Origin of the sequence: Flavobacterium croceum DSM 17960 (assembly GCF_002917885.1) — a bacterium.
GTDB lineage: Bacteria > Bacteroidota > Bacteroidia > Flavobacteriales > Flavobacteriaceae > Flavobacterium > Flavobacterium croceum.
The window spans coordinates 20,134-34,884 of sequence record NZ_PQNY01000007.1; the positions used below are offsets into that span (position 1 = coordinate 20,134).

Annotated in this window: 8 protein-coding genes and 1 tRNA gene; 3 read left to right on the plus strand and 6 right to left on the minus strand. The window is 35.6% G+C overall.

Annotated features, from left to right (window positions below; translation table 11 throughout):
• Nucleotides 1-30: 30 nt before the first annotated feature.
• Entirely contained in the window at nucleotides 31-5,427 is a 5,397-nt protein-coding gene (locus Q361_RS06415) for a CUB domain-containing protein (protein WP_103725901.1), read from the minus strand.
• 178 nt (nucleotides 5,428-5,605) lie between these two features.
• Here Q361_RS06415 and hflX point away from each other — a divergent pair, with 178 nt between their 5' ends.
• Nucleotides 5,606-6,835: a GTPase HflX gene (gene hflX / locus Q361_RS06420; protein ID WP_103725902.1), complete on the plus strand. Its 1,230-nt coding sequence runs from the start codon at nucleotides 5,606-5,608 to the stop codon at nucleotides 6,833-6,835.
• A gap of 70 nt (nucleotides 6,836-6,905) precedes the next feature.
• Here the strand turns inward: hflX and Q361_RS06425 are convergent, their stop codons facing one another.
• From Q361_RS06425 to Q361_RS06435, 3 genes are all read right to left on the minus strand, one after another.
• Nucleotides 6,906-8,804, minus strand: a complete 1,899-nt coding sequence (locus Q361_RS06425) for an SPFH domain-containing protein (RefSeq protein WP_103725903.1) — start codon at nucleotides 8,802-8,804, stop codon at nucleotides 6,906-6,908.
• 298 nt (nucleotides 8,805-9,102) lie between these two features.
• Nucleotides 9,103-9,711: a 50S ribosomal protein L25/general stress protein Ctc gene (locus Q361_RS06430; RefSeq protein WP_103725904.1), complete on the minus strand. Its 609-nt coding sequence runs from the start codon at nucleotides 9,709-9,711 to the stop codon at nucleotides 9,103-9,105.
• A gap of 26 nt (nucleotides 9,712-9,737) precedes the next feature.
• Entirely contained in the window at nucleotides 9,738-10,679 is a 942-nt protein-coding gene (locus Q361_RS06435; protein ID WP_103725905.1) for a ribose-phosphate pyrophosphokinase, read from the minus strand.
• 153 nt (nucleotides 10,680-10,832) lie between these two features.
• Between Q361_RS06435 and Q361_RS06440 the strand changes: the two genes are divergently transcribed.
• A tRNA-Leu gene (locus tag Q361_RS06440) sits at nucleotides 10,833-10,912 on the plus strand.
• A gap of 3 nt (nucleotides 10,913-10,915) precedes the next feature.
• On the opposite strand, the gene Q361_RS06445 is transcribed toward Q361_RS06440, so the two are convergent.
• Entirely contained in the window at nucleotides 10,916-12,469 is a 1,554-nt protein-coding gene (locus Q361_RS06445) for a recombinase family protein (protein WP_169929279.1), read from the minus strand.
• Between the two features lie 1,016 nt (nucleotides 12,470-13,485).
• Nucleotides 13,486-14,127, minus strand: a complete 642-nt coding sequence (locus Q361_RS06455) for a recombinase family protein (protein WP_169929280.1) — start codon at nucleotides 14,125-14,127, stop codon at nucleotides 13,486-13,488.
• A gap of 218 nt (nucleotides 14,128-14,345) precedes the next feature.
• On the opposite strand from Q361_RS06455, the gene Q361_RS06460 reads away from it, so the two are divergent.
• Entirely contained in the window at nucleotides 14,346-14,747 is a 402-nt protein-coding gene (locus tag Q361_RS06460; RefSeq protein ID WP_103725909.1) for a hypothetical protein, read from the plus strand.
• Nucleotides 14,748-14,751 lie beyond the last annotated feature (4 nt).

Here is a 14,751-nt window from a genome sequence, read left to right on the forward strand (position 1 = left end):
AATTTTTCATTTATAATTATATTGATGTTACTATTTTATCTCTCTATTGATATAAACCCAACCTGTTTTATTATCTCCGCTTTTTAGATTAATTACATAATAATAAGTACCATCTGGCAATTCATTATTGTTTTTGTCTAAACCTGTCCACTCGTCTATATAGTTGGTTTTAGAATATACAATTCTACCGTATCGATTATAAATTTGTAACTCTTGTACATCTAATCCTGTTAAATCAAATTTATCGTTTTTACCATCATTATTTGGAGAAATACCTTTTTGAATTTGACAGTTAATGCTAGCAACATTTATAGATTTAATTGTTACACAACCATCAACATTTGTTACTTTACAGAAGTATTCACCAACCGCTGTAACTGTTAATGTACTTGTTGTACCTAAGTTAGGGTTTGTAGTAGAATACCACAAATAGGTAGCGGATGATGATGTGAAATTTGTATCTATAAGTTTCAATACATAAGTTGAACCTTCACAAGAACCAAATATGGTGTAATCTGGAAGGTCATTGTAAACTGGAGATGCGCTAGCAGAAGTGCTAGTACAGCCTGTACTCGAGTTCGTTACTATAACAGAGTATGTACCTGCCACATTAGTAGTGAACGAGGAAACGTTTCCTGGATTTGTAACTCCTGCAGGAACAGTCCATACGTAAGTATAAGTACCTGCTGCTGGAGAAACATTTGCTGTTACAGTAGACGAGGTACCAAGACAAACTTCTGGAATTACTACTTGAACTGTAGGTAAAGCATTTACAGTTACAGTTCCTGTGGCTAGAGCACTTGTACAACCTGTAGAAGTATTCGTTATTGTTACGCTATAATTACCACCTACAGTTGTTGTAAATGAAGCCACACTTCCTGGATTTGTAACTCCTGTAGGTACGGTCCACACATAAGTATATGTTTGTGTTGTATCACTTGGAGTAGCTGTTACCGTAGTAGATGCTCCCGCACAAATTGTACTACTTGAAACAGAAACTGTTGGTGTTGGATTTACTGTTACTGTTCCACTTGCACTTGTACCTACACAATTTGTTGTAGTATTTGTGGCAACAACAGAATATGTACCTGCAAAACTTGTAGAGAATGATGCAACGTTACCTGGATCTGTAGCACCTGTAGGTACAGTCCAAATGTAACTATATGTTTGTGTTGTATCACTTGGAGTGGCTGTTACAGTTGCTGATTGTCCTTGACAAATTGTAGGACTGTTTACTGTAACTACTGGTAACGGATTTACTGTTACAACAGCAGTAACAGGTTGGCTTACACAAGATGTTTGAACATCTGTTATTTGAACTGTATAATTTCCTGCTACATTCGTAGTAAATGTAGAAACATTTCCTGGGTTTGTAACACCTGCAGGAACACTCCATGCATAAGTATATGTTGCTGTAGTGTTAGAAGGAGTGGCTGTTATAGTTGCTGTTCCATCTGCACAAATAACTTGATTATTTACTGAAACTACAGGTAATGGATTCACTGTTACGATTCCTGATATAGAACCAGTTACACATCCTGTAAATGTATCTGTAACAATAACTGAATAAGTACCCGCTACATTTGTAGTAAATGAAGAAACATTTCCAGGGTCTGTAAATCCTGTAGGAACACTCCATGCATAAGTATAAGTACTAGATCCATTAACTACTGCTTCAACTGTTGCTAACCCATCAGCACAAATTACACTGTTTCCAACTGTAACATTTGGTAAAGCATTTATTGTAACCGTAGCTGTAGCTGGTGTGCTTTGACAAGTAGTAGCTGTATTTGTTACAACAACAGAATATGTACCTGCAATTGTAGTAGTAAAAGAAGCTACACTACCTGGATTTGTTACACCTGTAGGAACTGTCCAAGCATAAGTATAAGTACCTGTAGAAGGGGTAACATTTGCTGTTAAAGTGGCTGTTTGACCATCACAAATGGTTTGACTGGCAACAGTAACAACTGGTGAAGTATTAAATGTAACCGTTTTAGTATCTTCAGAAGTGTTTAAACCACAAGTTATCACACATTTGTAAGTTCCTGATTGTGTTACAACTAGAGTACTAGAAGTTTGTCCGGTAAGAAGTGTTGTACCATTATACCACGCATAGCTATCTGCATTTTGATTACTTGATGTTATAGTATATGATGTTTGATTACATAAACTCACATCTGGTCCTAATTCTACACTACATACTATAGCGCAGTCCGTTGTTCCAGCTCCTGTTTGTCCATTATTAGTTTGAGTAAAATTGACAGTACCTGCTTGATTACTATAATTTGTAATAAGTATAACATAATACTCTCCTGCTTGAGCATTGGTGATAGTAAAGTTTTCTATAGGAGCTGCAGAGTAACTACAAGCCACAATATTACTTGGCGTTATTATGTTTCCATCTGGATAATCATTTAAACTATTACAAACTACAGAAAAATCATTAGAAGAAAATGGCCCCCAACAAATAAAGTCTACGTCAATACCATTTCCAGTTGAATTACTAGTTTGAGAAATTTGTAAACTTAATGGTCCTGTTTGATCTACTTGCATAAAATACCAAGCTGGATTTGGTGTAGTAAATAAACAACCTATAGAACCATAACTTGGTGCTCCTGTGATATTAGTATAATTTAATCCTGTTTCTCCACAGAAAGGCATTGAGTCTGCACAGGTTTGAGTAATGTAGAATGATTTTGGTCCATTCCAAGTACTATGGTCTGTAGACGAACAAATAGCTCTAACCCAATATTCGTATGAAGTACCTGGTGTTAAATTATTAGGGGTGTATGTAGGAGTACCATTTACAATAACACCTGTTGCAGAAGCAGAAGGCATTCCTGTTCCTGAAGGTTGTACAATAACCTCCCATTGTGTTGCTGTTCCATTTTCTGTCCAAGTTAATGTAGCAGAGGTTGAGTTTAATGGCGTTGCAACAAGATTTGTTGGTTTTGGACAGGTTGGAGGTGGTGCACAAGTAACACTTGCTACCCAACCTGCTGCATTTACAACACTATCTGAAGTAAATACAAAAGTTAAACATCCTGTAGGATTTGTAGCATCTATTTGTGGAGGTAAAGTTGTTCCTGTATAGTTACCTATTTGTGTAGCCGCAGCACTATTTCCGTCGTAAACTTTTAAAAAGTCAAAATTGTTTTCAAGAGCAAATGAAGTGAACGTTACTGTAACCACATCACCTGGGTTTGTTGGACATATTGTGTAAGTAATATTGGAACTATTTGCATAATTTGCATTAGCTCCACCTGGATCTGTAAATGTGCCACCACAAACTGGCGGTGCCGGTTGTGTAGTTGCAGTAGCTGCTTGAGACCATAATGACAAATCTGTTGAAGAACATACTGCTCTTACATAAAATTTATAACATGTATCTGGTGTAAGACCTGTGTATACAAATGGATTTGCAGAAGCTGTTTGCCAACCTGTTGTTGATGCGTCTGGAGCTGCTGCTGAACATGGTAAAGCAATTACTTGAAATTGTGTTGCTGTACTATTATTTGTCCAGCCTATAGTAGCTTGGTTTGAAGTTACTGCTGTTGCTGTAATAGCTGTTGGTTTAGGACAAGTTGGTGGAGCTGCACATGTAACACTTGCTACCCATCCTGCTGCATTTACACTACTATCTGAAGTAAATACAAAAGTCAAACATCCATTGGCAGCTGTAGAAGTAATATCTGGTGGCAATGTTGTACCTGTGTAATTTCCTATTTGAGGTGCAGTATTACTATTTCCGTTATAAACTTTTAAGAAGTCCCAATTATTCTCCAGTGCAAATGCTGAAAAAGACACAGTTACTACCTCTCCAGGGTTTGTTGGACATATTGTATATGTTATATTAGAACTATTAGCATAATTTGCTGTAGCTCCACCTGGATCTGTAAATGTACCTCCACAAACTGGTGGAGATGGTTGTGTAGTTGCAGTTGCTGCTTGAGACCACAACGACAAATCTGTTGAAGAACATACTGCTCTTACATAAAATTTATAACATGTATCTGGTGTAAGACCTGTATATACAAATGGACTCGCAGAAGCTGTTTGCCAACCTGTTGTTGATGCGTCTGGAGCTGCTGCTGAACATGGTAGAGCAATTACTTGAAATTGTGTTGCAGTACTATTGTTTGTCCAACTTATAGTTGCTTGATTCGATGTAACTGCTGTTGCAGTAATAGCTGTTGGTTTTGGGCATGTTGGTGGCGGAGCACATGTAACATTTGCTACCCATCCTGCTGCATTTACACTACTATCTGAAGTAAATACAAAAGTTAAACAACCATTAGCCGCTGTAGAAGTTATACTTGGAGGTAATGTTGTACCTGTGTAATTTCCTATTTGAGGTGCAGTATTACTATTTCCGTTATAAACTTTTAAGAAGTCCCAATTATTCTCCAATGCAAATGAAGTAAAAGTAACTGTAACTACATCTCCTGGGTTTTGAGGACAAATTACGGTAGTGACATTTGCACTATTAGCATAGTTTGCATTAGGTCCACCTGGGTCTGTAAAGTTTCCTCCACAACCTAATGGTGCTAATGTTGTTGTAAAAGAAAACGGACCAGCCCATGCACTATTACTATCAGTACATAATGAACGAACATAATAGCTATAAGCAGTGTTTGGTGTTAAACCATTTACAACGTAAGGTAATGCTCCATTATAAACAGTTCCCGTTCCTGTTGGTGCTGTAGTACCTTGTACAACTTCTATTTCCCAAGAGGTAGCACCATTGGGAGTCCAAGTTAAACTAGCACTATTATGAGTAAGTGCAGAAGTGGTTAAATTTGTAGGAGGTAAACATTGTGAAATTACTCGAGCATCATCAATAAACCATCTATCGCCAGAAAGCGTTGTTCCTGTTTGCGTAAACTGCATTACAAAAGCAATATAAATCTGACTACCTGGTGTATAACCTGCCGCAACAAGATCTACCGTTTTTTCTTCGTAAACATTATAAGTGGTAACCAAAGATGTCTCTGTCCATTCTTGAATTGTAGTATACGAAGCGGTGTTTGTTTGAGAAGGCGCCGTAGCTGGTGCAACTCGTATTTGAAGCTTAGCACCTGCGTCACCATTGTAACCTAAACGTGTCCAAAAACGTAATTGACCGTTTGTTGGTACTGTTACTAATGGAGTAGCAAGAAAATCTTCAGAGGTATTGTTTTGTCCAATATTTTCTCTGTCGATAAAAGCAGCTTGTGTACCTGCATAAGGAGTTGCGTTTACTGTCCAACGTTTGGCTAAACCAACACCGTTGTCAAAAACTGCCCAATTCCCTGTACCAAGAGTCCAGTTGGTTGCAGGTAATGCGTCTGGACCTGTTGTGTTTTCAAATCCCTCTAAAGCAAGTTGTGCAAAACTGCTTGCTATAGAGAATAAGAAAATCACTAGAAAAGTAATTTTTTTCATTAACACAGATTTTTAATTTATAGATTGTTTTGTAAGATTTTAATTTCCAAATTTAATAAAAATTCCAAAAGTCTTAACAAAATGTAAATATTTAACTAATTTATTTTACATCAAATTAAAAAAACGAGTATAAATAGTAGTGTTTTTGAAAATAATTACCTTTGTAAAAAATATTTTCATGTTAGAAAAACAAACTACAAATTTTGAAAAAACCGTTATTGTAGGTGTCGTCACTCAATTGCAAAGCGAAGACAAACTTCAAGAATACCTTGATGAATTGGAATTTCTAACTTTTACAGCTGGTGGAGAAGTGATAAAAAGGTTTTGGCAAAAACTAGACAAACCAAATCCAAAAACGTTTTTAGGCTCAGGAAAAATGGATGAAATTCATCATTTTGTAAAAGAATATGATGTAAATACTGTTATTTTTGATGATGAACTTTCTCCTTCTCAACAAAAAAATATTTCAAAAATTTTAGATTGCAAAGTTTTAGACAGAACAAACTTAATTTTAGATATTTTTGCACAACGTGCCGAAACTTCTTATGCAAGAACCCAAGTAGAACTTGCTCAATGTCAATATTTACTACCAAGATTATCTGGAATGTGGACGCACCTTGAACGCCAAAAAGGAGGTATTGGATTACGTGGCCCTGGAGAAACCGAGATAGAAACAGACAGACGTATTGTAAGAGATAGAATTTCACTGCTAAAAGAAAAAATAAAAACTATAGATAAACAAATGTCTATACAAAGAAGTAACCGAGGCGCTATGGTTCGTGTTGCTCTTGTAGGGTATACCAATGTAGGAAAATCTACTTTAATGAATGCCGTAGGCAAGAGCGATGTGTTTGTAGAAAACAAATTATTTGCTACCTTAGATACCACCGTTAGAAAAGTTGTTATAAAAAACTTGCCTTTTCTATTGTCTGACACCGTTGGATTTATTAGAAAATTACCTACACAACTTGTTGAGTCTTTTAAAAGCACTCTTGATGAAGTTCGCGAAGCCGATTTGCTTTTGCATGTTGTAGACATTTCGCATCCCGATTTTGAAGACCATATAGAATCTGTAAATCAAATTTTAAAGGATATTAAAAGTGATGACAAACCTACTATAATGGTGTTTAACAAAATAGACCGTTACCAACCTCAACATATAGATACAGATGACTTAATAACAGAACGCACTTCTAAACATTACACCCTTACAGAGTGGAAATCTACATGGATGAGTAAATTAGGAGCAAAAAATGCTCTTTTTATTTCGGCTACAGAAAAAAAAAATTTTGAAGAATTTAGAGAAAAAGTATACGAAGCCGTTCGGGAAATACACATTACTCGTTTTCCGTATAATAATTTTTTATATCCAGAATATAAAGATGTAGAAGAAAACGCAGAAGATTAGTTGATTTTTTTAAACATTAAAACCTCAAGCGTTACTACACTTGAGGTTTTTTTTGAGAAAATACTTTACATTATTGATTATTTTCTTTTTTTTCAGCTCCCATAAGCTCCATCAATTTCATACCTAATAGTCCATTTATTCCTCCGTCAGTACCATTGCTACCGCTAATAAGTATTTCTGGAATTACTTTTATATTGCCTTTACCTATTTCTTCGGTAATTTTGTACTTGGTAAAATTATCACCTCCCATTGCTGTAACTTGTAATTGATAAGCTTCGGCAGTAGATTTACCTATAGCCATAATTTTTTCGGCTTCGGCTAGACCTGTTTTAGAAATTTTTTCGGCTTCGGCACTTGCATTCATTTTTGTTGCTTCGGCTTGAGCTCCTGCTCGTGCTTTGGTTGCCTCTGCTTCTGCAATAGCTCTCATTTTTGTTGCTTCGGCTTCTGCATTTACACTCAATTTCAAACTTGTAGCATCACCTTCTGCTTTTTTAACAGTTGCATCGGCGGTACGTTGTGCTATTTCTACACTTTGGGCTGCACGAACAATTTCTTTTTGCATATCTGCAATGGCTGTTTCTTTTTCAACCCCTTGACGTTGCTCTTGTGCCATACGCTGAGTTTGGTAGGTTTTTTGCTCTTCTTCAGCAATTTTTCTATCTGTTAATGTTTTCATTAATGATTCTGGAGGAGTAATATCACCTATTAATGTATCAACAGCGTTTACATTATACTCATCTAAAACCGCTTTTATATGCACTTTGGCAGACTCTTGTCGCTCTTTTCTAGTACTTAAAAAGGAAATTACATCACTATCTTGCGCCGAGTTTCGGAAGTAATTTCCAATTGTTGGTTCCAAAACTTGCGAAACTAAATTATTCATGCTTCCAAATCGAGCAATCACTTTAGGGGCTTCATTTGCAGGTACATGTATTATTTGAGAAACATCTAAATTAAATGGGAAACCATCTTTGGAACGCACTGTAATAGTAGATAAATTTTTATCTAAATTATGCGATTCGCTTCGTGCATTTGCCCAATTAAGTACTAAATTGGTAGTAGGCACAAGTTCAAGTTTGGTCGAATATTTATTTAAAGCATATTTTCCTGGCCCTAGTGGTTCCATCCAAACACCTCTTTGTCCTTTTGAAACAATATTACCATGTTTAAAGCTTTCTCCTGTTACATCTTGCCCATCTTCTCCTATATATGAAATAACTACTCCAACATGACCTATAGGCACATCTGTCATTGGATTTTGTTCTATTTGAATAGCCCAAGTATTAATATAATACGATCCTGCTAGCATTACTTGTGGTTGTAAACCTCTATTTCCTCCATTTTCTAAAAAAGCATCAAAATCTTGAAAATTATTATGCCCTTCTACAAATTTTCCTGCTATTTGACCAATTGGAATTGGTTCTCCGTCTAGAGCTGTAGCAATACCGATCATGTTTTCGAATATTTTTACTTGATCTGTAATTACTATTTCAAATAAAAAAGTATTTATACGATATGATCCACTTGTAATAAATGCTGTTTGTCGTCCTTTTTGCCCGCCGTTGTTTAAAAATGCTGTGGCATCTTGATAATTGTCGCAATTAACTTTTCTAGCTAATATTCTCCCTGTTGGAATTTCTTTACCATCTTTACTTAAAACAAGCCCTATTTGCCCTTCGGGTATTATGGTAAAAGGTGTCATATCTACAGAGTATTGCCATATCCACATACCCCAATATAGACCAGGGGCGAGAGTTTGGGCTTGAAAACCTGCTTCTCCTTGTGTGGCTATAATTCTACCATCGGGCAATGATTTGTGTGCTCCAAAAAGAACAAATTTTTTGGTTACTAGCCCTATTCTATCTTCGGGTACTATAACCATTCCAAAGAAAACGCGTAATACAAATTTGTAAAAAATGATAGATAATACAATAAGTATTAACCACCAAAAACTTAGGATTCCCATTTTGATAATTTTTTAAAATATATAGACTGTTATGATTATTGGTTTAATTTAAAAGGTTCGTTTGTTTTCTTGTAATTCAAGTGAATAAAGAATCAAAATTAATTTTTGAATAAATTTCAGAAGTAGCTGTAACGAAAAAACAATTTAATATTAATTTCCAATAGTTCTTATTATACGATTTCTTTATAAGAATGTTACACGTTTATTGTAAAATATTTTTGAAAACTTGGTTTTTGAAAATAAAAAAAGAGGCCGAAGCCTCTTTGTGTATTTGAATTTAAAAAAGAAAAATATTTTATTATTTTTTCTTTCCTTTTGCACCTTTTTCTGCTTTGGCAGCTTCTTGAGCAGCTTTCATAGCAGCACGAGATATCTTCACTTGACAAACTACAGTATTGTCTGGGTGCATTAACTTGAAATTATTTGTAGGTAATTTTGTTACATACAATTTGTTACCCATTTCAAGGTCTGTAATATCTGCCTCTACAAAATCTGGAAGGTTTTTTGGAAGAGCTTTTACTTTAAGACGTCTTAGATTTAAACGTAAAGTACCCCCTGCCATAATACCTTTTGAGTTACCTACAATTTTAACAGGAACTTCCATAACAATTTCTTTATCATCTTTCAATTGAAAGAAATCTATGTGGTTTATTTTATCAGAAACTGGATCAAATTGAATGTCTTGTAAAATTGCATCCATTTTTGTACCATTTTCCAAATCAATTACAACAGTGTGAGCGTTTGGAGTGTACACCAAGTTTTTGAATGCTCTTTCATCTGCTGCAAAATGTACTGGTTGTGCTCCTCCGTAAACAACGCAAGGCACCATTCCAGCATCACGTAAGGCTTTTGTTGCTTTTTTGCCTACGCTTTCTCTTTCTTGTGCTTTAATCGTAATCGATTTCATTTAAAAATATTTATAGTTAATAATTACTACATTAAAAATTTGCCACTTATTGAATTGTTGTTTTGCACCATATGCATCACTTCGGCAAATAATGGGGCGCAAGATACAACTTTTATTTTATTTATTTGTTTTTTTAACGGAATTGAATCTGTAACAATTAATTCACTTAGTTTTGAGGCTTCAATTTTTTCGTAGGCATTCCCCGATAGTATCGCGTGAGTACAAATTGCTCTTACACTAAGAGCACCTCTTTCTATCATTAAGTCGGCTGCTTTAGCAAGAGTTCCGCCAGTATCTATCATATCGTCTACCAATATTACATTTTTGCCTTTTACGTCTCCTATAAGTTCCATAGTACCTACAACATTAGCCTCTTTTCTTTGTTTGTAGCATATTACCACATCAGAATTTAAAAATTTAGAATATGCGTAAGCTCTTTTAGATCCGCCCATATCTGGTGAAGCAATCATTAAATTGTCTAGCTTTAAACTTTCTATATATGGAAGAAAAATTGTAGAAGCAAAAAGATGATCTACAGGTTTTTCAAAAAACCCTTGAATTTGATCGGCATGTAAATCCATTGTCATGATTCTAGTAGCTCCTGCTGTTTCTAGTAATTTTGCAACTAATTTTGCTCCTATCGGTACGCGTGGTTTGTCTTTTCTATCTTGTCTTGCCCAACCAAAATAAGGAATAACAGGTGTTATATGACGAGCCGATGCTCTTTTTGCTGCATCTATCATCAATAAAAGTTCCATTAAATTATCTGCATTTGGAAATGTAGAGCACACAATAAATACACGTAATCCTCTAATAGATTCTTCATAAGAAGGCTGAAATTCGCCATCACTAAATTTAGAAAAACTTACTTTACCTAAAGGTATTCCATAAGCTTTGGCTATTTGTTCAGCGAGATAAGTACTTTCTGAACACGCAAATATTTTTGCTTCGGATTCGTTGTGATGCATTTAAACAGTTGTTTTGTAGTTAGTTAGTATTGAAGTTGTTTTGTTGGGCACAAATTTAAAAATTATTGACGGCTTGTATAGCATAATTTTGAGTATTTTTCTATGAAATGAGAAAAAAAGTTTTATTTTTGCACTCACATTTTAAGCATCCAAGCCCGGATGGCGGAATTGGTAGACGCGCACGACTCAAACTCGTGTACTTAGGTGTGTGGGTTCGATTCCCACTCCGGGTACTTTTACGGAAAAGCTGTCATTTTTGACAGCTTTTTTTTATCCGTACTTTCGAAACCCTTGTCATTCCTAGTCAAAATGCGAATCACTTCGTTGATTTCTGTGGTTCGACACTTCTCTTTTCCAAATATTAATTTTTCGGTGAATAATGAACCAAGTATCATTTTTTTTCCTTGGTTATCGCTTTCAAAGAACATATGGTCAAGGTTTTCAAGGAGCAGAAGACCTGTTTCAATGCTTTCTGAAATATCACCATTAATTTGCTGTAAAACTTCGATTTCTAGCTCTAATTGCATCTTTTCCGTATTGTATCGTTCAACCGTAATATTATACCTGTCAGATGGCATTTTGCCAGCTAAGAACATGTCATCAGCATTAGTGAGTTGCATTTGAATTTCGCTAAGCCTCGTTTTTTTTACTTTTAACTCATTGGCTTTATTACCGTTTAATTCGTTTGCAGAATCTTTTAAGATATCAACAAACAACGATTTGATATTTGAATTAATACTTAATTCGGTCAAAAGTTGACCAACAGTATTTTCAGCTTTCTCCTTTCTAATTCTGGTTTTGCATTGATGTCTACCATGGTAGTACCCATATCGTTCGTTTCTGCCTTTGGAATAACTCGCAGTTAGGTTCTGACCACAACATTCGCAAACAATGAAGTTACGCAATGGAAAATCATCCTCTTTCTCTGGTTTACGGAGATATTTCCACTTTTTGTTCTGAAAAACATCTTGCACCTTCAAAAATGTTTCCAAGTCTGTCAATGGAGCGTGCACTCCATCGACCAACTTAGCGGATTCGTTTTTGAACTCGTGAACTTCAATCTTTCCAGCATACAGAATGTTTTTTAGCATGAGATTGAATGAGCTTTTGCCTAATTGCATTCCTTGTTTATTTAGTCTTTTGCGGACAACTTCTGCTGGTTCAATACCCAATGATACGGCTCTGAAAGCTTCGGTAACATAATGCGCATTCTCATTAGGCACAAGTTTAGTACGCTTGATTTGCTGACCGTTCCGTTGAAGTCGATTTCCTTCACGATGACTTTTATAGCCGAATGGAGCACGATGTGCATAGTATCCCTCACATTTAGCTTGATAAGTTCCTAATGCAGTTCGGATAGAAATTTTATCCCGTTCAACCTCTCCAGCTGTTAGGTAAATTGAAAGTACCATTTTGTTATCACAATTCGCCATATCAAGGTACTGTTCCGATGAGTTAATTTCGATACCAGCCGAATCAAACTCTCTGATTTCCCTCAATGCTTGCTCCACATTTCTCGAAAATCTATCCCATCTGGTGACCAAAACCATGTTCACTGCTTTCTTGTTTGCTTTTACATACGTTTTCAATTCATTCCATCTGGGACGTTTGAAGTTTTTAGCAGAATGGTCTTCACGAAATACCTTTACAATATTGTAGCCTTTGTAAGTACAATATTTTTTTAGTGATTCTTCTTGGTAGTTCAAGCTGAATCCTTTTTCAGCTTGCTCGTCCGTGCTAACCCTACAGTATAGGATTACATTGATTTGATTGTTATTAGTTTTTGTCATTTGTGTTGTTTTTGTTGTTAATAATTTTATGGCATTCGTTTGCCAAAATGTACAGTACCCTTCTGATTGTTTCGACCTCTTGGTCATCAAAGTGCACACCGTTTCTGTTTAGTTTTTTTTTGCATTCGGTAATAGATAGCATTGTTCATCCTATCGCCTATCTTCATTTTTTTACTATGGCGGAAGAATTATTTTTTAGTCAAGTATGACCATTCCGAAGCGCACGACCATGGCGAATCAGACACAAGTTAAATGCAAAAAGCATAAAAACCCCTCGTTAGGCAGAAATGCCTTATAAATCAAAAAGAATGTTTGCTGAATCGACTTTTTAGGAACAAAGTGGTGAGTTATGTTATACGTCTTCACAGCCTTACTGTCCTCGTACGATTTTCGAGTAAAATGAGTTCTAGGAGCTACTTTTGTAGTTTATACCCTATGCCTCAATCTTTTACAAAGGTACGATTTTGTTTTGATGGATGCCAACATTTTAGAATCACTTTTTTTAAAATAAATCGTAACATTATGATATTCAAAACTATAAAAACCAACTTTTTTCTGCTATCCTCTGTAAAGCCTTCCGTTTACAAAAATCACCTCGACACCCATACTTTTCACGATGCGTTCAACTTCATTTCGGTAAAATTTTTCGAGGTTCGTCACTTAAAAAACATGCTTTGTTTTTTTCCAATTGGTGGGTAATTGTTATACTGTGTTTTTTCATATCAATCAATTTAAACTGTATTCATAGTCGATTCCGAACTTGTTTTTCTTCTTGTTGAAGTGGAGCATCAGATAAATGCTTCCATTTTCAACCATAAAGTTGAAGTATCGAACGTTACTAATGTGCTTATCGAAAATTTTTCCAAGCTTAACTTGGTCAACTTGCGTGTTTTCGGGTAAACGAAATTCAATCAATGTTTCAACGGGTGACGTACCTAAATAGCTCATATCACTATGCACATCAAACCGTTGACATTTGTATTGCCTCGCTATTTCCATATAGATTCTTGATAAGTTTACTCCGAACATACAATTACTTTTTTTCTGATTTTTGCTACGGTTGCTAATGAAACATCATAAAGCTTAACACATTCTCTGACACTAAATCCTTTCTTCAACCCTTCGACCACCTTTGGGTATTTGGAAATGAAAATAGCTTCTTCTTCCTTGCTGTTCTTTGGTCTACCACAGTGGATATTTTTCGCTTTGGCTTGATTCATACCAGACCGAATCCTCTCAATTAGATTTCTGCGCTCGTTCTTTGCGAATAGGCTAAGCATGTGGAGCATCATTTCTGTTTGGAAGCTGATTTCGCCTTGTTCGTTCAACGTTTCTGTGTTAAGGTCTTGGAGGTAAATGCTGATACCTTGTTGATGTAGCTCTTCAACTAGCTTTAATGTTTGAATCGTGGAGCGACCTAAACGAGATACCTCAGAACACAATACTTTTTTGAACTTTCCATCCTTTGCCTCAGCAAGAAGTTGTTGAACTCCTAATCTTTCGTGATTGTCTTTTGCGCCCGAAATTTTTTCTGAGATAACGCTGACAACTTCATAGTTGAATTTATCGGCAACTTTTTTGAGGTCGGATATCTGTCGATTGAAGTCTTGTTCGTCCGAACTCACTCTTGCAAAAATTGCTACTGGAATTTTACTCATAAGTGTTATAAAAAAAGGGTTAAACAATATCGAGGTCATTTTGCTGGGATTGAACCACCTTTTTTGTCCTCTTTGCTGTTATGCCAAAAGGTTTTCCTTTTTTCATAACAACTTTGCAAATATTCCAGGTATTTTTGGAATACGCAATAAATCGGACTAAAATCCTGGATTTCAATTAAATAAATATTTTAACCCGATATTTATCTATAAAACGAAATATGAAAAATCAATCTATAAAATTGGATTGCGGTCACGAAGTTGAAGTAATCGCAATTGATATAAGCAGAACCTACGGTGAAATTTTGGCTGGGTCACCGAGCTTTGAAGATAACGTTTATGTATACGAGAATCTGAAAGCACCAGAGCGTTGGGGAAAGCGTAAAACCGTGATGAATCAAGAGAGTTTTAACTTAGATTTGAAACACTTCAAGAAATACACCGTTTATCTTTGGCTTTCATCAAGCAAAAGTATTGATGACCCGTTTCAAAAATTCGATGGTTCTGAATTGGTAGTTGTTTGGGCATTAGATGACCTGTTCTCATTTTCAATCAATTCACTAATTGATGAAGGCATCAAAGAATTTAATTGGGAAACTTATGCTGTTAATACCCAAATTTGAAATA